Origin of the sequence: Aerococcus sp. HMSC23C02 (assembly GCF_001806805.1) — a bacterium.
Taxonomy (GTDB): domain Bacteria; phylum Bacillota; class Bacilli; order Lactobacillales; family Aerococcaceae; genus Aerococcus; species Aerococcus sanguinicola.
Window position 1 is genome coordinate 55,091 of sequence record NZ_KV786060.1, and the last position, 20,144, is coordinate 75,234.

General features: G+C 40.4%; 20 protein-coding genes. 5 read left to right on the plus strand and 15 right to left on the minus strand.

Annotation, left to right across the window (positions count from 1 at the left end):
* Nucleotides 1-332 precede the first annotated feature (332 nt).
* Both HMPREF3090_RS06935 and HMPREF3090_RS06940 read left to right on the plus strand, forming a co-directional pair.
* Entirely contained in the window at nt 333-1,073 is a 741-nt protein-coding gene (locus HMPREF3090_RS06935; protein WP_067974207.1) for a DeoR/GlpR family DNA-binding transcription regulator, read from the plus strand.
* A 13-nt stretch (nt 1,074-1,086) separates the two neighbouring features.
* The gene (locus HMPREF3090_RS06940) at nt 1,087-1,917 is read left to right on the plus strand and encodes an HAD family hydrolase (RefSeq protein ID WP_070486219.1); all 831 of its coding nucleotides are present in this window, start codon (nt 1,087-1,089) and stop codon (nt 1,915-1,917) included.
* A 194-nt stretch (nt 1,918-2,111) separates the two neighbouring features.
* On the opposite strand, the gene HMPREF3090_RS06945 is transcribed toward HMPREF3090_RS06940, so the two are convergent.
* Genes HMPREF3090_RS06945 through HMPREF3090_RS06955 form a run of 3 tightly spaced genes read right to left on the minus strand, consistent with a single transcriptional unit; the run spans nt 2,112 to nt 5,305 of the window.
* The gene (locus HMPREF3090_RS06945; RefSeq protein ID WP_070486221.1) at nt 2,112-3,503 is read right to left on the minus strand and encodes a nucleoside triphosphate pyrophosphohydrolase family protein; all 1,392 of its coding nucleotides are present in this window, start codon (nt 3,501-3,503) and stop codon (nt 2,112-2,114) included.
* Nucleotides 3,504-3,513: 10 nt separating this feature from the next.
* Nucleotides 3,514-4,398: an ABC transporter ATP-binding protein gene (locus HMPREF3090_RS06950; RefSeq protein WP_070486223.1), complete on the minus strand. Its 885-nt coding sequence runs from the start codon at nt 4,396-4,398 to the stop codon at nt 3,514-3,516.
* Complete coding sequence (locus HMPREF3090_RS06955) at nt 4,385-5,305, minus strand: ABC transporter ATP-binding protein (protein WP_070486225.1); 921 nt, start codon at nt 5,303-5,305, stop codon at nt 4,385-4,387. The genes HMPREF3090_RS06950 and HMPREF3090_RS06955 overlap by 14 nt, the downstream gene beginning before the upstream one ends.
* A 177-nt stretch (nt 5,306-5,482) precedes the next feature.
* Here HMPREF3090_RS06955 and HMPREF3090_RS06960 point away from each other — a divergent pair, with 177 nt between their 5' ends.
* Nucleotides 5,483-6,058: a TetR/AcrR family transcriptional regulator gene (locus HMPREF3090_RS06960; protein ID WP_070486227.1), complete on the plus strand. Its 576-nt coding sequence runs from the start codon at nt 5,483-5,485 to the stop codon at nt 6,056-6,058.
* 230 nt (nt 6,059-6,288) lie between these two features.
* On the opposite strand, the gene HMPREF3090_RS06965 is transcribed toward HMPREF3090_RS06960, so the two are convergent.
* Nucleotides 6,289-6,771 (minus strand): GNAT family N-acetyltransferase, encoded by a 483-nt coding sequence (locus tag HMPREF3090_RS06965; RefSeq protein ID WP_230080802.1) that lies wholly within the window; start codon nt 6,769-6,771, stop codon nt 6,289-6,291.
* A gap of 116 nt (nt 6,772-6,887) precedes the next feature.
* Here HMPREF3090_RS06965 and HMPREF3090_RS06970 point away from each other — a divergent pair, with 116 nt between their 5' ends.
* The gene (locus HMPREF3090_RS06970; protein ID WP_070486231.1) at nt 6,888-7,181 is read left to right on the plus strand and encodes a putative quinol monooxygenase; all 294 of its coding nucleotides are present in this window, start codon (nt 6,888-6,890) and stop codon (nt 7,179-7,181) included.
* A gap of 69 nt (nt 7,182-7,250) precedes the next feature.
* Here the strand turns inward: HMPREF3090_RS06970 and HMPREF3090_RS06975 are convergent, their stop codons facing one another.
* Genes HMPREF3090_RS06975 through HMPREF3090_RS07000 form a run of 6 tightly spaced genes read right to left on the minus strand, consistent with a single transcriptional unit; the run spans nt 7,251 to nt 12,809 of the window.
* Nucleotides 7,251-8,708, minus strand: a complete 1,458-nt coding sequence (locus tag HMPREF3090_RS06975) for a 6-phospho-beta-glucosidase (protein ID WP_070486233.1) — start codon at nt 8,706-8,708, stop codon at nt 7,251-7,253.
* A gap of 52 nt (nt 8,709-8,760) precedes the next feature.
* On the minus strand, nt 8,761-10,194 hold the full coding sequence (locus tag HMPREF3090_RS06980; protein ID WP_070486235.1) for a 6-phospho-beta-glucosidase: 1,434 nt from the start codon (nt 10,192-10,194) through the stop codon (nt 8,761-8,763).
* 14 nt (nt 10,195-10,208) lie between these two features.
* The gene (gene celB / locus HMPREF3090_RS06985) at nt 10,209-11,630 is read right to left on the minus strand and encodes a PTS cellobiose transporter subunit IIC (protein ID WP_070486237.1); all 1,422 of its coding nucleotides are present in this window, start codon (nt 11,628-11,630) and stop codon (nt 10,209-10,211) included.
* A gap of 14 nt (nt 11,631-11,644) precedes the next feature.
* Complete coding sequence (locus HMPREF3090_RS06990) at nt 11,645-12,124, minus strand: hypothetical protein (RefSeq protein WP_070486238.1); 480 nt, start codon at nt 12,122-12,124, stop codon at nt 11,645-11,647.
* Nucleotides 12,125-12,129: 5 nt separating this feature from the next.
* Nucleotides 12,130-12,453 carry a PTS lactose/cellobiose transporter subunit IIA gene (locus HMPREF3090_RS06995; protein WP_070486240.1) on the minus strand — a complete coding sequence of 108 codons (324 nt, stop codon included), beginning with the start codon at nt 12,451-12,453 and terminating at the stop codon, nt 12,130-12,132.
* Nucleotides 12,453-12,809 carry a PTS cellobiose transporter subunit IIB gene (locus HMPREF3090_RS07000; protein ID WP_070486242.1) on the minus strand — a complete coding sequence of 119 codons (357 nt, stop codon included), beginning with the start codon at nt 12,807-12,809 and terminating at the stop codon, nt 12,453-12,455. The genes HMPREF3090_RS06995 and HMPREF3090_RS07000 overlap by 1 nt, the downstream gene beginning before the upstream one ends.
* A 164-nt stretch (nt 12,810-12,973) precedes the next feature.
* Here HMPREF3090_RS07000 and HMPREF3090_RS07005 point away from each other — a divergent pair, with 164 nt between their 5' ends.
* On the plus strand, nt 12,974-13,852 hold the full coding sequence (locus HMPREF3090_RS07005; protein WP_070486244.1) for a MurR/RpiR family transcriptional regulator: 879 nt from the start codon (nt 12,974-12,976) through the stop codon (nt 13,850-13,852).
* An 8-nt stretch (nt 13,853-13,860) separates the two neighbouring features.
* Here the strand turns inward: HMPREF3090_RS07005 and HMPREF3090_RS07010 are convergent, their stop codons facing one another.
* The 5 genes from HMPREF3090_RS07010 to HMPREF3090_RS07030 form a co-directional block, all read right to left on the minus strand.
* Complete coding sequence (locus HMPREF3090_RS07010; RefSeq protein WP_070486246.1) at nt 13,861-14,697, minus strand: Cof-type HAD-IIB family hydrolase; 837 nt, start codon at nt 14,695-14,697, stop codon at nt 13,861-13,863.
* A gap of 12 nt (nt 14,698-14,709) precedes the next feature.
* Nucleotides 14,710-16,131 carry a glycoside hydrolase family 1 protein gene (locus tag HMPREF3090_RS07015; RefSeq protein WP_070486250.1) on the minus strand — a complete coding sequence of 474 codons (1,422 nt, stop codon included), beginning with the start codon at nt 16,129-16,131 and terminating at the stop codon, nt 14,710-14,712.
* A 17-nt stretch (nt 16,132-16,148) separates the two neighbouring features.
* Nucleotides 16,149-17,999 (minus strand): beta-glucoside-specific PTS transporter subunit IIABC, encoded by a 1,851-nt coding sequence (locus HMPREF3090_RS07020; RefSeq protein ID WP_070486252.1) that lies wholly within the window; start codon nt 17,997-17,999, stop codon nt 16,149-16,151.
* Nucleotides 18,000-18,014: 15 nt separating this feature from the next.
* Nucleotides 18,015-18,866 carry a BglG family transcription antiterminator LicT gene (licT, locus tag HMPREF3090_RS07025; protein ID WP_070486254.1) on the minus strand — a complete coding sequence of 284 codons (852 nt, stop codon included), beginning with the start codon at nt 18,864-18,866 and terminating at the stop codon, nt 18,015-18,017.
* 382 nt (nt 18,867-19,248) lie between these two features.
* Nucleotides 19,249-20,025 carry a (S)-acetoin forming diacetyl reductase gene (locus HMPREF3090_RS07030; RefSeq protein ID WP_070486256.1) on the minus strand — a complete coding sequence of 259 codons (777 nt, stop codon included), beginning with the start codon at nt 20,023-20,025 and terminating at the stop codon, nt 19,249-19,251.
* Nucleotides 20,026-20,144: the final 119 nt, after the last annotated feature.

Sequence of the window (20,144 nt, forward strand, 5' to 3'; positions counted from 1 at the left end):
GCCTAGCGAGCTTCAAAGGGCTAGTAAGGCTTACCGCCAACTATCCCTAATTCACATCGCTTTCTTGGACATGGCTAAGGGCCAACTTCAACACTTCACTCCTGCTCAAAAGTGAATAGCTAAAAAATTATGTCATACTATCAGTTTCCAAAGCTGATAATTAAATAAATAGTATTACAAAAATAAGAATAACCCGTCTCAATTCAGTTTGAATGACTGCTTTGAGGCGGGTTTTCATATTGCTAATTACTTATATTCCCTTATTAACACTTATAAACGCTTGTATTTTTAGATATAATCTGCTAAATTATAAGTAAAAAGGAGGCGGTTCCATGTACCAAGAGCAGCGTTTGGCGGAGATGATGCGTTTGCTTGAAAGCCGAAAGCAGCTATCTAACCAAGAGATGATGGCTTATTTTGATGTGTCCCGGGACACAATTCGGCGCGATTTTACTAAGTTAGAGGACCAGGGGCTGGTGCGGCGGACCCATGGCGGGATTGTGCCCCGGCAGTCTCAGCCGACCATTCCAGGCTTTAACGACCGTTTGCAGGCATTTAGCCAGGTCAAGGCGGCCATTGCCCAGGAGGCGGCGGCTTTCTTGGAGGAAGGCCAGCTTTGTTTCTTCGACGTGTCTACCCTGGTCCTCCAGCTGGCCCAGCAATTAGAGACTGGCGTGACGGTTTATACCCATTCCCTGGACAACGCCATTATGTTGAGCGGCGAGGAGCCCTACGAGCTTCACTTGCTGGGCGGACAATTTTTCCCTAAGAATCGTTTCTACTATGGATTGGACACTGCCCAAGTCCTGGCCAAGATCCACTTCGACCTGGCCTTCATTGGGGCAGCGGGCCTCCAGGACGGCGAAGTGACCTATGACGATGCGGAGGACGCTTATCTGAAGGAAATCATCCTCAAGCAGGCCAAGACCAAGATCCTGCTCGCAGAAGCCTCTAAATGTCAAAGAACCGCGCCTTATTCAGCCGGTTCGATCGACCAATTCGACTATCTGATCACGGACCAAGCGCCTGACCTGCCCAAAGATGCCCAAGTCCAAGTGATTATTAGCCAATAGGAAGGAGCCTAGTATGCCAACACCTTATATCCAACTCATCCTGACCGATATTGACGGCACCATCCTGACCGACCAACAGGCTTTAGACCCCGGTCTCAAGGAAGCCGTCCAAGCCCTCAAGCCTCGGCAGATTCCCTTCATCCTAGCCTCTGCCCGGTCGCCCCACGGTATGTTCCCCTTGATGGAAGCCCTAGACTTGGACCGGTCGCCCCTGGCCTGTTACAACGGTGCCCTCATCCTTTCGGGCGACGCTAAGGATTACGAGATTATCGCAGAGCACGGCCTAGACCGCGATGACCTGGGGCTTATCTTAGACCAGGTTCAAGAACACTTCCCACAAGTCGCTATCGGCTGGTATTCCGGCACCGATTGGCTGGTCAATGCCCACAATCAGTGGACCGATATCGAGCACCAGATCACGGGCGACCACCCCATTGTCAAAGACCTCCAGGAAGTTTTTACCCAGGGAGACCGGGTCGCCCACAAGCTGCTCTTGATCGATGAAGCGGAAGTCATTGCGGAGGTCCAGGCCTTCCTCGAGACCCTACCCCTGAAGCATAGCGCCTGCTACCTGTCCAAGGCCAATTACCTGGAGATCACCCACCAATCGGTCTCCAAGGAACACGCTCTCAAGGAAGTGGCGGCCTTCTACCAAGTTCCCCTGGCCAATTGCCTGACCCTGGGCGACAACTTCAACGACGTCCCCATGCTCCAGGCCGCTGGACTCGGTGTCGCCATGGCCAACGCCCCCCAAGCCGTCCAAGACCAGGCTGATGTCGTCACCGCATCCAACAATGACCGCGGCGTCTCACGGGCCCTCCAACGCTATGTGCTGAAGGATTAATTTAACCAATTATCTTTTTTAGTTCTGCTATTAAGCATCCGTTTCGCTTTTAAATTTGGGCCTTTGACCCTTCAATAGATATTTCAAAAAGGCAGTAGATCAATGCGTCTACTGCCTTTAGGCTTTCAAAAACATCTAAAGAGTGTCTTATAAATCCTTCAAGAAGAAGTGGTCCATCTTGGAATATCTTGCATTTATAATGGTAAATCTTTTCGCTTAAATACTTCAACACCGATACCATAAAGCAGACTACCGATTACAAATAATGCGGTAAGGTTCACCCCATAACTTCCTTCGTTCACGATGGCAGATGTATCATATAGCGTATTTAATGAAGCATATTTTAGAAACTCTAAATCTGAACTTGTCGTAGCCATTACTGAAAACAATATACTTGCAATCGGTATCCCAGCACCAAAAGCTAATGAATACTTTGTTAAGTTGAAGATACATGAGAACATAAAGGATATGCCCGAATAAGCAAACATCAATAAGAAGGCCCCAAAGTTTAAGATGATATAGTCTTTTATATTAAAGTCAATACCTTCATCTAAAGCAAGTTCAGAACTTGCTAATTGCTGGTTGATTACAGAAGTCAAGACTTCTTCTTTTAATCCAGAAGCTGAACTAGCCTTTTCCATGGCTTTTGAATTGTCTTTTAATAAGGTCAAGTCATTCTTCAATTCTTCTTCATCAATATCGAGTTCATCAGCACCCGCACTTAAAGCTTTAAGGAATTGTGCCTGAAGAGCTTCCTGCTGGTCTTTCTGCATCGAACTAGACTGTGCTTTTTGAGTGACTAATGCCTTATACTCATCAGAAGATATATCAAAGACTTCTGCCCCAGCTTCAAGGGCTTTTTCATTATTTAGTATGTCATCATAATGTCCAGAAACATCTTCTACATCCTTATTTAAAGTATTTGCGATCGCTTCATCAGCCTTATCTTCCAAGACTAAATTCAAATAATTTTTGTAAACATCTTCATCGATATTTCTTGCTTTCGCTCCTGTTTTTAATGCATTTTCATTGTCCATAATGGAGGGGATGTTATCTTCCAGATAATCTTCTGATTTTCCACTTTCCTCGGCGATAGCCGTAATGTCAGCTGTATAAGATTCTCCCCATAGGCCGTTATGGAAAACTTGTAAAGAACCTAAGCCCACCATTACAACAACTGAGTACATGAGAAATAAACTGCCAATCATATAAACTGCCTGAGTGATGACCACCTTAGAACGTTTTATAGGTGTAGACAGTGTATAAGCCATTGACCCTTTGTCTACTTGTGACGCAACCAATGTATTACATGTCATAATCACATAAATAATCGGCAGAATACTCCCTAAAATACCGCCGTAAAAGTTTTCTCCTAACATTCCCAACAAAGAACTCAAACCATCCAGTCTATCCCCCATCATACTGGCTAATCCAGTGCTGGCAATCATTTCGCTCATACCCTGCATGGCTTTTGGATCATAAATAGCAATAAATACAGAAGCAACGATTGCTGTCAGCGCCGTAAATACTGCCCATAACTTCCAATTTTGCTTAACCGTTTGCTTAAAAAGTGTTTTACTAAACATAAAATTCCCCCTAATATAATTCTTTAAAGTACTGCTCTAATGAATACTTGATTTCAGTCATAAATTTCAACTCATAATCTTTCAATGACTCTAAGAAGGCATTGATTTCTGTATCATGAATATTGACAATCACCTGATTTTGTTTGTCTCGCAGTTCAGAAAAATGGAATTGCTCATTCTCTGTATATCGCTTATATTCTTCAAAAGACTCAAATTCAACTTTATACTTTTTATTTTCATTATGCCGGATAGACTTAGTATCTTTTATGTCGACAATCTTCCCATCTTTGATAAAGGCCACAAGATCACAAGTGTTTTCAACTTCTTCAAACATATGACTGGACATAAAAATAGTTTTACCTCTTTTCTTCTCTCTGTTTATGAGTTCGATAAAGTCCTTTCTCATCAAAGGATCTAGACCTGTTGTTGGTTCATCCAAAATTAAAATATCCGGATCTGCCATAAAAGCTGCTACGATTGCCGTTTTTTGTTTCATCCCTTTACTCATACGTTTTAAATTAGCAGAGGGATCTAGTTGAAAGGTTGCTATAATTTCCTTGGCAAAAGACATATCTTTTAACTCGAGCAGTTCCGCTTGCTTTTTAAAAAAATCATTGCCGGTAGGTGAATCTGGAAATGCAATCTCTCCCGGTACATAGCCCACCAACTTTTTAATTTTTGCAGAATCTTTCCAACTATCTAAACTGTTAATCTTGATGTCCCCATTATCTGACTCTAAAAAGCCCATCATTTGACGGATAAGGGTTGTTTTACCTGCGCCATTCACTCCGACAAATCCAAAAACCTGACCTTCTTCTACAGAAAAAGAAATGTCAAAATTTCCTCGACCTTCACCATAATCCTTTGTAATGTTATGCACTTCAATTAGTGACATTTTCATTTCCTCCTTCATTTCGGTCATAATACGACATAAAATAATCTTCCAAAGTAAATTTTATTTCTGACAAGAAGCGAATTCTATATCGACTTAACTCCATCACTAGTGCTTTAATGTCTTCATCATTAAAAGATACTTTAACCTGATTTTTATGCGGCTTTTTTAAGCTAATTTCAAATTTTGTATTTTCTACAAAGCTTTCATAATCTTCAGCAGTCAAAAATTCAATTTTGAAGGTTTTATTTTTATTATGTCGCAAGTCATCAGCGATAAAAGTTGATACTAAGTGGCCGTCTTTAATGATTGCAATGCGGTCACAAGTCGCATCAATTTCAGAGAAAATATGAGATGATAATAAAACTGTTTTTCCTCTCTCTTTCTCTTGCAGAATAAAGTCAATAAAACGGCTTTGCATAACAGGGTCTAATCCACTGGTAGGTTCATCCAAAATCAAAATTTGCGGGTCATGCATAAATGCAGTTACAACGGCTAATTTTCTTTTCATACCTAAAGACATTCTTTTTAAAGAACCAGATGGATCTAATTCAAAGACTTCCAGTAAGTGGTCTGTATAGGACATATCTTTGAGACCTCTTAAATCTGCCATCATCTGAATAAATTCCGTTCCCGTTAAAGACTCTGGGAGGGCGATTTCCCCCGGGAGATAGCCTAAGTCCTTTTGAATATCATAATATTTTTCCCAACTATTCTTCCCGTTAACTAGGGTCATTCCAGATTGCGGTTTCGAAAATCCCATAATGTGTCTAATTGTCGTTGTTTTTCCAGCTCCATTTGGTCCTAGAAAACCAAAGACCTCTCCTTTTTTAACAGTGAAAGATACATCAAATATACCTCTATTGTGACCATAATCTTTAGTTAAATGTTCTACATTGATAATATCCATTGAATACCTCGCTTTCTTTTTGTAGCAAAGACATTTGATAATAAATTGACATTTGTTACGCTTATGAAGTATACTACTTTTGCTATAGAATCAACAAGATACAAATAAGTAGCCTTTGCCAGATAATTGACATTTTTGCCTAAAATGTACGTTTAATTTCAGTAAGGAGATTGAAAAATGAATGAAAAATTAGATTTACGCGTGCAAAAAACATATCATGCACTATTTGAAGCTTTTATTAATTTATTGGAAGAAAAAGTTTTTGAAGACATAACAGTCAATGAATTATGCGAAAAAGCAATGACAAGACGTGCGACTTTTTATAAGCATTTTTCAGATAAGTATGATTTTTGTGCATTTATGATACGCTATTTACGTCTTCAATTTATTAAAGACGCTGAGAAGAACATCGACCCTCATGACCCCTTAGACTATTACAAAACTTTATTAAAAATAGGTATGGATTTCATAGATAAAAATGAACATTTAATCCAATCGGCAATGAACCATCATAACAGTATCTTCCTAACCATGTTAGATACCACAAACGATTTATCAGAAGACTTGCAAAAACATATAGAAGAGGATGCAAAAAATGGCGTACAATTCATAGCTGAACCCGTTTTAATGACACAAGTATTTATTGGAACAATCAGTCAATGTATCAACTGGTGGTTTAAACATAGAGACGAAGTTAGCAAAGAAGAAATGGTCGATAAACTATCAGATGTCTTCTCAAAATTTATGAAATAAAGTCTTTTTTTAAGAGGTTCGTGAAGTGGATATCAGGCCTGACCCTTGGAAAGCTGCAAACCTTGCTTACTCTTGTCCCAACTTACTCCAAGAGCCAAAGCTAAAGGCGCTAGCCTATGTATGGCTAACGACCACTTTCAAAGTTCCACTAATAAAATAAATCATTTAAAAAAGGCAGTAGATCAATGCGTCTACTGCCTTTAGGTGTTCAAAAATATCTAAAAAGTACCCTATAAGTCCTTCAAGAAAAATCGGTCCATGCTGGTGTGGATCAAGTTCTCGGGTTGGGGGATTTCTTTGAAGTCATACTTGAGGTAGAGGATAATTGCTGTTTCCAGGCTGGAGTGGGTTTCCAGGTAGAGTTTCTGATAGCCCGCTTCCCTGGCCTTATCGATGACCAATTCCATCAAAGCGCGGCCCAGTCCCCGGCCCTGGGCTTGGGGAGATAGGTAGATCTTCTGTAATTCCGCACACTGGTCGAATAGCTCGCATTTCGCAAAACCAACGCCGCCCAAAACTTGGCCGCTATTGTCAACCGCCACATAATAAGCTCTCTCGTCAGGCTTAGCTTGGTAGAAGAGACTCAGCTGGTCGAGCTCAGGGTCATAATAAGCTGTCCCTGGTTGGTCTAAATGAAAGGACTCCAAGGAAGAGCGGATAATGCTGGCGATCGGGGCATCGTCCTTGGCTTGAATGGGTCTAAATCTCATCATGGCATCCCCTTTATTCGTTAAGATGTCCCTTAGTATAGCACAAAGGCTTAGACCTTGTGCGCTAGACATGCTAGACTAGACTTAATGAGACAATGAACAGACACAGGAGGTAGCTTATGACACTAGTAATTAACATCATCTACAGCGGCCAAGGCGATAATGCCAAGAAATTTGCCCAGGAAATGTTGGACCGCGGCGTGGTCGACCGCATCCGCCAGCAGCCCGGCAACCTGCGCTATGACTACTTCATCCCCCTAGAAGATCCCGAGAGCCTCCTGCTCATCGACACCTGGACCGACCAAGCGGCCCTCGACGCCCACCACAAGTCACCCATGATGGCCGAAATTGCGGAGCTAAGGGCTAAGTATAAGCTGCGGATGAAGGTGGATCGGTATTTGCCGGAGGAATAGGATTGAAAAAAGCAAGCTACGGAAAAGGTAGCTTGCTTTTTGATTATTAAAAAATTCTATCAGAAAACACTAGGCCCGACTTTCCCAAGAAAGATCTTCACCATTCGTTGCAATAACCTGCTTGTACCAGTCGAAAGAATCCTTTTTCTTGCGGTCGAAGGAGCCTGAACCGTCGTCATTACGATCAACATAGATCATGCCGTAACGTTTAGACATCTGTCCGGAAGTAAATGAAACCAAATCAATAATGCCCCAAGGTGTGTAGCCCCAGAGTTCTACCCCATCGTAATTGATCGCTTTGTCCATCTCTTCGATGTGCTTCCGCAAATAATCCATCCGATAATCATCATGGATTTGCCCATCCTCGCTAATTTCATCGTAAGCACCAAGTCCGTTCTCAACGATGAATAAAGGCAACTGGTATCTCTCCCATAATCGATTCAAGGTATAGCGGAGGCCCACTGGATCAACTGCCCATCCCCAGTCGCTGACTTCAAGATAGGGGTTCTCTACCTGGTATGGAATCTGCCCATGGATTTTGTGGGCATCATCGGATTCTTCAGATTCGATATCAACCACATTAGACATATAGTAACTAAAGCCAATGTAATCAACTGTTCCAGCTTTTAGAATCTCCTCATCCCCGTCTCGGAAAGGAACAGAGATATGATCACGTTCAAATTTCTTCAAAGCATAAGTTGGATAATAGCCTCGCACTTGTATATCAGGGAAGAAGAAGCGAAGGCGCATGGATTCATCAGCCAACATGACATTATCAGGTAAACAGTTCTTAGGATAAATCGGCACATGGGAGATCATAGTTCCTATCTTGAAGTTAGGATTGATTTCTTTCCCCTTAGCGACCGCTAGAGCACTGGCCAAGAGAAGGTGGTGAGCTGCCGTATACATCACTTCTTCAGCATCTTCTCCCTCTTCAACCGTGACCCCCGCATTAGTCCATAAGAAAATCGGGTTCTCATAGTCCATCATGTTATTAATCTCGTTAAAAGTCATCCAGTACTTGACCTTATCTTTGTAGCGTTCAAAGACTGTCTCTGCAAAATGGATAAAGAAATCAACCACTTGGCGATTTTTAAAGCCACCATATTCCTGAGCCAGGTGTAGAGGCATCTCAAAGTGAGTTAAAGTGATGACTGGCTCAATCCCATTGGCAATTAATTCATCAAATAAATCATCATAGAATTGCAGGCCCTCTTCATTTGGCTCAACTTCATCACCTTTAGGAAAGATCCGTGACCAGTAAATCGAGGTCCTAAAAGCCTTAAGACCCATTTCTTTAAATAATGCAATATCCTCCTTATAGCGATGATAAAAATCAATAGCTTCGTGGTTAGGATAGTAAACATTTGGATCGATCGCTTGATGAATTTGCCGTTGTTGTTCAACAGAACCTGCTGTCAACACATCCGCCACACTGGGGCCTTTGCCACTAGCATCCCAGCCTCCTTCTAATTGGTGGGCAGCCACTGCACCGCCCCATAAGAATTCTTTTGGAAATTGTGCCATTCTCAGTATCCTTTCTTGAGTTAATAATGAATAAAATCTACTAAACATATTTTTATGAGTTATTTGATAAATCTTCTCCATTTGAAGAAATAACTTTCTTATACCAGTCAAACGATTTCTTTTTTGAACGTTTTAGAGTTCCATTACCATAATTATCACGGTCAACATAGATAAAACCATACCGCTTCTTCATTTCCCCTGTACCAGCTGAAACTAAATCAATACATCCCCATGTTGTATAGCCCAATAAGTCAACACCATCTAAATCGACTGCATCACGCATTTGCTTAATATGTTCAGACAAATATTTAATTCGATAGTCATCTTCCACATAACCAGTTTCATCTGGTTCATCTACTGCTCCTAATCCATTCTCAACAACAAATAGTGGTTTTTGGTATCTATCATAGATACTATTAAGTGTTGTTCTAAAACCTAATGGATCAATAGGCCAATTCCATTCTGTTTTTTCTAGATAAGGATTATCTGGTGTTTGGAATAAATTGCTTTCAACATTTTCTACTTCGGCATCTGCAGCTACACCAATCCGAGTATTGTAATAAGAAAAACTAACAAAATCAACTGGATTTTCTCTCAAGATCTGCTTATCATCGTCATTAATATCTAGCTCAATTCCATTACGTTCAAAGTATTTCAGGGCATAATTCGGATAGTATCCTCTAGCCTGAACATCGATAAAGAAGAGGTTCTCGCGATCGCTAGTATAAGCTCCCCAAACATCCTCAGGCTTCGGAGTAAGTGCATAATGCACTCCCCCAGCCATCATACAACCTACTTTATTATCAGAATCAATTTCATGAGCAATTTTTGTTGCAAGTGCACTCGCAACCAATTCATGATGAGCAGCTTGATAAAGTGTTTGCTCTTTATCTTCACCTTCATCAAAGACAATCCCTGCCCCCATGAAAGGTGCGTGTAGAAGCATATTAATTTCATTAAAAGTTAGCCAATATTTAACTCTACCCTTGTAGCGATTGAATAGTACTTTACATAATCGTTCATAAAAAGTAATAACCTTTCGATCACGCCACCCACCATACTCAGTAACTAAATGCATCGGAATATCGAAGTGAGTAATGGTTACAAGAGGTTCAATATCATACTTTAACAATTCATCAATCAAGTTATCATAGAACTCAAGTCCTTTTTCATTAGGTCCTATTTCATCTCCATTTGGAAAAATTCTTGACCAAGCAATCGAGAAACGATAGGTTTTAAAACCCATCTCTGCAAATAAAGCAATATCCTCTTTATAGTGATGATACATATCGATTGATTCTTTGGCTGGATAGAAGTATCCTTCTTCAAAATCAAGCATTTTTCTTTTCCCGGTGACAATTTCTGCTCTATCTTCAATAGGTATCACATCAACATTAGCTAGTCCTCGACCATCGATATTATAAGCGCCTTCACATTGATTGGCTGCTGTTGCGCCGCCCCATAAGAATCCTTTTCTAAATCCCATTTTTTCCTCTCTTTCTAATCTAAGCTAAAGAAATCATCTAAAGCTGCTTCGGCATCATCAGAACCATTAGCAGCCAGTTCTGCCGCTTTATGCAACTCTTCCTCTTTTAATTTATTATCAAAACGCTTTAAGAATGGATAATATACTAGCCCAGCTCCTAAAACACTTAATAAAGCTACAGGAATTGCTCGCCAATCACCGGTACTAACAAAAGCACCTATTCCTGCAGGCGTCGGCCAAGGCATTAAAGCAATAACGGGACGCACAAAGCCTAATTCAGTGGCCCAATAACCAATTGAACCTGCAACCATTGGAGCAAGTATGAAGGGAACCAACATATCAGGATTATAAATCATTGGCACTCCGAAGATAATGGGTTCGTTAATATTAAAAATAGCAGGAACTGCAGAAGTTCGGCCTAAAATCTTTAACTGCTCTGACTTACAAATTGTTGCCATCATAAATGTTAGTAGTAAAGTTGAGCCTGACCCTCCAGGATAAGCATATGCATTCCAAAATTCACCAGCTAATGTAGCATGTGCATCTCCAGAAGCATTCATCGCCATATTATTAATTAAAATAGGATTAACAATACTCGAAATAATAGTTGCTCCATGAACCCCAACACTCCAAAGTGCATGAATTAAGAAGAGAATGATCATAAAGCCAATCCAAGTGCCTGTAAGGTTACTAACAAACATAAATGGTAATTGAATAGCTTGAAAAATATCAGTCCCTAAAAAGATAAACAAAGCGTTGATTAATAAAACAAGTATCGCTAATATAAACATTGGAATTAGGGCGGTAAAAGAGTTAGCAACTCCTGCCGGTACCGCAGCTGGCATCTTGATTACTATATTCTTTTCTATACAGAATTTATAAACATGCACTGCAATAATGGCCATAATGATTCCAACAAATACTCCAATTGAACCAAACCTAGAAACTCCATCTCCACCTAGCGCCCAGCCATTGATGATCATTGATTCTTCACTAACGACATGAACAATTGTCATGTAGCCATCTTTCCAAACAATTTGAGGTATAGTCATGATAAAACCGAATAGAGCAAGCGTTGCTCCGTAGATAGGATCTAAATCTAAATCTTTATCATCCTCCACCTTGATATACGTATAATGGTAACCTAAAGCAATTGTAAAATATAAGGCTAACACGCCCATTGTTGCTTTGTTGGCGAGCATATAAAGCTCACTAAACCTAAAGAAAGTACTCTCAAAGAAGGATTGTAATGCCGGAATAGCTGTCGGCAAAATATTAAAAACCAAAAACATAGAACCAACAATAGTAAATGGAATTGTTGTAACACCTGTTGCTTGAATAGCACGAACCAGTTGCGTCTGAGAAAGTTTTGTCATTGGCGTCATGAGGTATTTTTCCATAAAGGCAAATAAACCAGTATTCGCATTCTCTGACATAATGTTCTCCCCCTCTACTTATAATTTATTTTTCGATAATAATCGTCATTATTGTTATAAATAGCCCTCAAAGCATGCAAATTAAGTAGAGACAAGACTCCTCCTAATAAATTAGTAATTACTACAAGAGTAATCCCAGAGCTTTGATAGGATATAAATGGAAACACCTGCTCAAATAATGATTGGCTAAATAGTGAAATAACTACCACTATCAAATTTAACATTTGATGGATAAAATGTTTTCTACTCCACTTCAAATGATTAGTCGGTCTATTATATAATTTAAACTGCTCAATCAAAGCAATACTATTACTAATTAAGAGCATCAGAGGAAGAACCGCTCCTAAACTATAGCTCCCTATAGTAAATATAAGCCAATATAAATTAACAAAGAAAAAAAGAGTTAAACTATAACGCTGCCATAAAAATCGATTAAATTTTATAACTTTTTTTGTTTGTTTTTCTCTTATTTTTTTGTTTTCAACTACTTGCATAGTTATCAATCCTTATTCGCTAATCGCTTATAAACTTCTAATAGTTCTAAAGCCATATCTCGATACGACATTCCTGTCATTAAATGATCTTGAGCATGGACCATAATAATCTCCATTACAATCTCTTCTCCCCCTGCATATGACTGCAAAAGTTCGGTTTGAGCATTATGAGCTTCAATGAAAGCATCATTGGATTCTTCAAGTTTTTGTTCTGCCTCTTCAAATTTATCCTCTTTCATTAACTGAATAGCATCATGTGCTAAAGTTTTACCGTTAGCTGATGATAAGATAATCTGAAAAGCTATTTGTTGAACTTCAGATGATTTCATTATCTACCCTCTCTTTCAGCTTTCTCTCTTTTTAAATCTTCTTTAAATACTGGGAAAATTTGCATAGCTAATTTAATTGTGCTTTCCTCAGTAGGTAAATAAGCTTCGGGTTCAATATTTAGTAAAGGTTTATTTTTAGCTTTAGCTGATTTTGTTAAATTTTCACTAGCCATTTTTACTTGGGGACTTAATAGGTACAAATCATATTGATCTTTTTCTATAATATCTTTCCCCTTAGTAACTGTAGTAGCCTCTACTTGTATAGGAAGATCACGCCCTTCAAAAAATTGGGTAACTTTCTGTGCAATCATTGAAGAAGACATACCTGCGTTACAAATTATGAGTGCTTTTTTCATTAATATCAAATCCTCTCTTTTTATGAATCCGCTTACATTTATATGTTATAGCAACTTCATTCTTTCATCAAGATGATCTATGTACTTAGAATCACCTTACACAATTTTAAGGTATTATGCTGTCTAATTTGTTAAAATTATACACAAGAAAGGTGAATAATTTTATGTTACTTAAAGAAAAACTAGAAATGGATATATTTTCATTCTCTGAACGAATCATTGTTAATTATCTAGTTCAAAATATTGAACATCTCGAAGATATGACAACTTCTTATATAGCCAGTAACACTCATACTCATCCAACCAGTATTATACGTATAGCTAAAAAATTAAATCTGTCTGGTTGGGTAGAACTCAAGAAGGAACTGATCAAAGAAAGAGATTACTTAAAATCTACAATTAACGATTTAGATGCCAATACTCCTTTTGATTCAAAAGATAATTTCCCAGAAATTTTTAATCACATTGCTGTTGTTATGAAAGAATCTATTGATGATTCTCATAAGTTAATCAATCAGAACGATTTCAAAAATATTTGCAAACTAATCGTAAAATCGTCTAAAATTGTTATCTTTTCTGCTAAAAGTAACCTTAGCGCTGTCGAATTCTTTATAACTAATATGATGCGAATTGGTTACAATATTCAAGTCGCTGATAATTTTGATTATCCAGAATTTACAGCATTTAATATGAGTAATAACGATGTCGCTCTTTTTATTTCTTATTCAGGCGAAAATCCAGAGATTCTTCGCTCACTTAAATTTGTAAAAAAAACAGGTGCTAAAATTATTAGTTTTACACATATTGGAGAAAACTCCTTGTCTAAAGCTAGTCTCTACAATATTAATCTTAGCACCCATGAAAAACTCTATTCTAAAATAGGTAATTTTAATTCAACCACTTCTATCTTTTTTATTTTCAATAGTTTATATGCATGTATATTTTCTTTGAACTATGACCAAAATTTACAACATATTATGAAATTAAATCAAACAGTTGATAGAAGAATTTCCGATAACGAGCTCCTTAGTGAGCAAAATTAATTTTATTTTTAAATCAACTCAAAATGCTTAAAGGCCTTGTAAATCCCATCGTCATCAACAGCTGCCGTAATATAGTCGGCAGCTTCTTTGATTTCTGGGCCTCCACTGGCAACGGCTATACCCACTTGGCAGTAGTCAATCATGGAGAGGTCAATTTTAGCGTCACCAATCGCTAAGGTTTGTTCTCTGGGATGATTCACTAGACTTAGAAGTTTATCGATAGCTCCAGCCTTGGTTATATTAGCTACTCCAATATCACCGAAGAGTGCCTTCTCGCCATTACCTCCCCAAGTTCCGACTTTCAAGTGGGGAAACTTGTCTTTAGCTTCAAGGTAATCGTCATAGGATTCCAGGATAAAGGAGACTTTATTCAAATCTGTCCGCCTTAAATTTCCACCGAAAATCATCTCAGGGAAGGACTTCCGTACGTCCATATCTTCGGGATGGGGCTGTCCCTTATAGGCTGCATATTCCTGCATGGTCGACCGACCACGGTCTTCAAAATTTGGGCTTGCGAATAAGCCATTATTAGATTCCAAATAATAGGCTAGGCCTTTGTCATCTAGCCAATCGACAATCGCCTGGCTATCCTCTGGGGAAAGAACTTCTTCATAAATAACTTCGTCTTGGTATTCAATATAAGATCCATTCCCGCCGATATAACCGTCAAATCCAATATCTAGGATCTCTTGGTACATCTCAGCCTTGCTTCGACCTGTCACTGGCAGGACCTTGTGTCCGTTCGCTCGAGCTTGTCGAATAGCTTTAACAGCGGATTCAGGAATTTCATTTCGATAATTTGTTATCGTCCCGTCAACATCTAAGAATACAAATTGTGTCTGCATAGGTCCTCCTTCTTAGGCATCAGGTGCTTGAAGAGTGTCACCATTTGTGTCAATCACTTCTTTATACCAATCAAAAGATTTCTTCTTATAGCGGTTCAGCGTTCCTTCCCCCTCATCATTGCGGTCAACATAGATAAAGCCATAGCGCTTAGACAATTCCGCAGTAGAAGCTGAAACAAGGTCAATACAGCCCCAAGTGGTATAACCCATGACATCTACACCATCTTTAATGGCTTCGCCAACTTGGTAGAGGTGTTGGTTGAGATAGTCAATCCGATAATCGTCTTCAACGGTTGGCCCATTTGCCCCATCGACTAACTGATCTTTAGCACCTAGACCATTTTCAACAATAAAGAGTGGGATTTGATAACGATCATAGAAGCCGTTAAGGACTAAACGCAGACCGACTGGATCGATTTGCCAGCCCCATTCACTAGCCTCTAAATAAGGATTGGATAAACCGCCCAAAATATTGCCCTTACCTGATGAGTAGTCTTCAGGATTATGGGCAGCAGCTACACTCATATAGTAGGAGAAGGAAATAAAGTCAACGGTATGTTCCTTCAATAGCTCTTTGTCTCCTTCGGCAAATTGAATTTCAATACCATTTTCTCTGAAGTAACGCTTGGCATAGCCAGGATATTCCCCGCGCACATGAATATCTGAGAAGAGGTAATTGTTATTCTCGAAATCTCGAGCAGCTAACTGGTCGAGGGGATGAGCTGTCATCGGGTAAGCCGGCATTGCTAGGACCATACAGCCAATCTTAAAGTCAGGATTAATTTCATGACCAATTTTAGTGGCTAGAGCAGAAGCAACCAATTCATGGTGGGCTGCTTGATAGAGATCCGATTCACTGAGCTCTTCTTTTGGCGTCGCAATGCCACCACTGATAAAAGGCATGTTAAACAGGGAATTAATTTCATTAAAGGTTAACCAGTAGGTCACCTTATCCTTATAACGAGTGAAGATAGCGCGCACATAGCGAGCATAAAAATCAATCATCTTGCGATTGGCCCACCCATCATATTCCCGAGCTAAGTGTAGAGGTGTTTCATAATGAGAAATGGTCACAAGCGGTTCAATCCCGTATTTAGCTAATTCATCGAAGACATCATCATAGAATTGTAAGCCTGCTTCATTAGGCTCCGTCTCATCTCCCTTAGGAAAGATACGGGACCAAGCAATCGACAAACGAAAAACCTTGAAGCCCATTTCCGCAAAAAGGGCAATATCTTCTTTATAGCGATGGTAGAAGTCAATTCCCTCAAGCTTAAGATTATCTGCTGTTGGCCCTTCTGTCACCCGTCCAAAACCACCATCAGGGGTCACGTCCTGAACGCTCAGTCCTTTACCGTCCACATTATAAGCTCCCTCAAACTGATTGGCAGCTGTCGCGCCACCCCATAAGAAATTCTTTGGAAATACTGACATCTTATCCTTCCTTTCTATTAAACAAGTGTCATAACCCGATTGGTATGGTCAACCGGACCTTCCGAAATAAAAACATCCATATAATCTCCTGAATTCGTGACAATCACAGGAGTTACCGTATCGTAACCTGCTTCAGCGATCTTATCCTTATTGAAGCTTAGGAGTAAATCACCCGCTTGGAATTCCTGGTCAACCGATACTTTAGCATCAAAATACTGACCCTCTAATTGAACCGTATCTAAACCGATATGAATTAATAATTCGACGCCATCCGTACTTACCAAACCAATGGCATGCTGGGTTGGGAAGAGGGAGACCACCTTACCATCGAAGGGCGCATAAACCTTGCCTTCACTTGGCTTGATAGCTAGACCCTTACCCATCGCACCACTCGAGAAGACACTATCATTTACTTGCTCTAAAGGAATCACCTCACCCTTAAGAGGGGCCGTGATTTCAATTTTCATCTCAGAGCTAGTAGCGTCTTTTGTTTCACCAGTAGAGCTTTCTTTGGTCTCAGTCTTATTATCTCCAGTCCCAAACATAAATGCAAGAACGGTGGCTATTACGAAGGAAGTCCCGACCCCGATGCTATAACCTAAGATAGGTGAATAACTAGGAATGGTGAGGACACTATTGAAGACAAAAGTAAAGACGCGAACATCAAAGACGCCGACAATAGCCCCACCAACCATTGAAGCAATGACCATTAAAGGAATCAAGCGGCGATATCTTAAAACCAAACCGTATAAAATTGGTTCCGTCACCCCAGCCAAAATTCCTGAAGTTGATGCTGACAGAGCTAATGACTTCAATTGCTTATTGCGGTGACTTCTAAGGAAAATACCAAAGGCAATCCCTGTTTGCGCAAAAGTTGCAGCAGCTGTAATCGGATTGATGATATCGCCACCCTTGGCAAAGTTTTCGATCATCAATGGTACCACACCCCAGTGGACACCCAGAATGACTAAGAAAGGCCATACGCCACTAATTAAGATACCACCAAGAATACCCGAGAAATTAACTAAGGCATTAATGGCTTGGCCAACCAGACCACTCGCATATTGGGCAAAAGGACCAAAAGCGAGCACGGTTAAAGGCACCATAATTAAGATCCCCATCATAGGCACAAAGAATAAGGAAATCGTATCTGGCGTGTGCTTCTTCAAGAAACGTTCTAGCGGTGCATAGAGAGCCATAGCTAGTAAGATAGGGAAAACAGTTGAAGCATAGTCCGTTACCACTAATGGAATGCCCATAAAGTGTAAGCCTTCTTTGACTTCTAAAAGGGCTGTGTAGCTCGGGTCAAGCAAGGCAGCAGCAATAGCTCCACCAACAAAAGGATTAGCATTCAACTGCTTAGCTGCTGTCACACCGACAAAAATAGGTAAGAGAGTAAAGAAGCCTGAACTCGCTGCATTGAGAACAGCATAAGTTGCCCCTTCCGTATCAATCAAAGAGAAGATCGAAAGTACTGCTAGCAAGGCCTTGATCATCCCTGCCCCCGTCATAGCTGGAATGAGAGGCGAGAAAGTCCCCGAAATATATTCAAAGATCTTATTCCATCCACCCTTTTTCTCTTGAGCCCTTCCATCGCTAGAAGCTTCTCCATCGGCTGAACGAATCGCATAGTTATCCATAATACTCTGGTAAACCTTAGATACCTTATTTCCAATCACTACTTGGAATTGCCCGCCCTGTTCCACAACAGAGAGTACTTCTGGGATATCATCTAAGGCTTCACGATTGGCTTTAGAATTATCTCTTAATTTAAAACGCAGACGGGTCGCACAGTGGACCAAGCTCCGTACATTCTCTTCGCCACCAATATTTTCCATAATTGCCTTGGCTAAGTTTTTATTTGACATGGTTTTCCAACTCCTTTATTTCTTGTTTTCTAATTGACTAATGACACGTTGGATATGGATCATCAAATATAATCGCTCTTCCTGACCAATCGTCACATCAAGCTGTTGCTCGATATAAGCCGCAACTTTTTCGACACAGGCACGCACTCTCGGGTACTTTTTGACCATCTGTTCATAAAGAAAATCATCACTGTCCGTGTTATTTCCAACAGTCTGGTGGTCGTATAGACGGATGACCAGATAGCGCAAATGGGTAACAAAACGACTATAGTGGAAAGATGAGTTATCTAATTGAATGCCGTAAAAGTAAGACACAATATCTAAAATATCTTGAACCATCTCAATTACTTCAATGGTTTGGTTCATGCTTTGACTATCCACTTTAGCGTTGATGATATGCAGGGCAATAGCCGCTGCTTCGTGCTCAGGAAGGTCAATCCCTATACGATTCTTAATCAGATCTAGTGCCTTTTCTCCGATCATAAATTCGACAGTGTAAAAATTTTTGACCTCCCAATAGAGCGGAGAGCTTACTTCCAAACCTTTCTGAATTCGTTCAATAGCGAAGCTCAAATGGTCAGGCAGGGTCAAATAAATATTATTATTCAACCGACTACCTAAAACACCCTGAGCATATTTGATGATATCCGTTGCTATCTCTACAATGACTGGATCTATCTTATGGTAGATCTCATAATCGCTCTTTTTATTCGAATCAACCACAAAGACTTTTTCCACCTTCTCTAAGTCTATCGGGTCGCCAACTTTCTTATTGAAGCCAATCCCTTTACCCATAGCAATTATCTCTTCGTCTTTCTCATTCATCGACAAGACGACATTATTGTTAAAGATCTTCTTAACTTCCAAAAACCTCACCCCTCTCTCCAAAAAAGAAAAGACCTAAATAAAAGTCTAAAGCCAGTCCGCCCAGCTTTACACATTTACTTAGGTCTTGCCTGATTGAACAGTCACAATCCATATCTAGTTCTTAGTATAAGACATCCCAGCTCAATTTGCAAGCGCTTTATCAAAAAGAATGGGGATAGAAATCTAGCTCCTATCCCCATCTCAAACTAGTTATGGAAATTCATTGAAAACCTGAATTCAACGCCTTTTGTCCCACTCTCTTCAAACATGTTCCAAAAGTCAATCCTGATATCACTTCACAAACTATAGACGAGCCTTCGTTAAGGCTCTTTCTATAGTTTGCTCCACTGGTTCAGGGCTTAACGCCTTTTGTCCCACTCTCTTATTGGAACTGCATCCCACCATCTACAATCAAGGTCTGACCGGTGATGTAGTTGGAATCGGGCCCAGCTAGGAAGGAGACAGCGGCGGCCACATCTTCAGGTTCAGACAGGCGGCCTAAGGTGATGTCCTTGGCGAATTGTTGCATGCCCCAGTCGTCATCCTTGCCGGCGTTCTTGCCGACTTGGTGGGCAATGTCGAACATCATTGGGGTCTTCACGATCCCTGGTGCGTAGCAGTTAACGGTAATGTTCTTTTCTGCCAGGTCGCGAGCTGTGGTTTGGGTAATACCGCGCACTGCAAACTTGGTCCCAGCATAGAGGGCCAGGTTCGGATTGCCGACTACCCCAGTTTGTGAGGTCGCATTGATAATCTTCCCACCGTTGCCAAACTTATCAAATTGTTCCACCGCGGCTTGGGTCCCCCAGTAGACGCCACCGACATTAATCTTATAAACCTGTTCGAACTGTTCAGGGGTAATGGTTTCAATCGGTGTAGTTGGGCCAAGCCCTGCATTATTCACGATCACATCGAAGCGCCCAAAAGCCTCCGCAGCTTCTTCCACGGCCGCAAAGACTTGGTCGCGGTCAGACACATCCACCTTGATGGCCAAAGCTTTCTTGCCCTTAGCCTCTAAACTATCCGCCACTTTCTTAGCTTCTTCTTCATTCAAATCAGCCACAGCTACTGCAAAACCATCTTCTGACAAACGTTCCGCGATCGCCTTCCCAATCCCTTGGGCGGCCCCTGTAACTAAAGCAACTTTTTCTTCTGCCATATAAAAGACTCCCTTTATTTTTTTATTTTTACAAATAAATTATAACAAGTTTTGTAAGCGGTGTCTAAGAGAAATCCCCAGTGATCGTTAATTGCGATGTCAGCTGGTCTGATATCGGG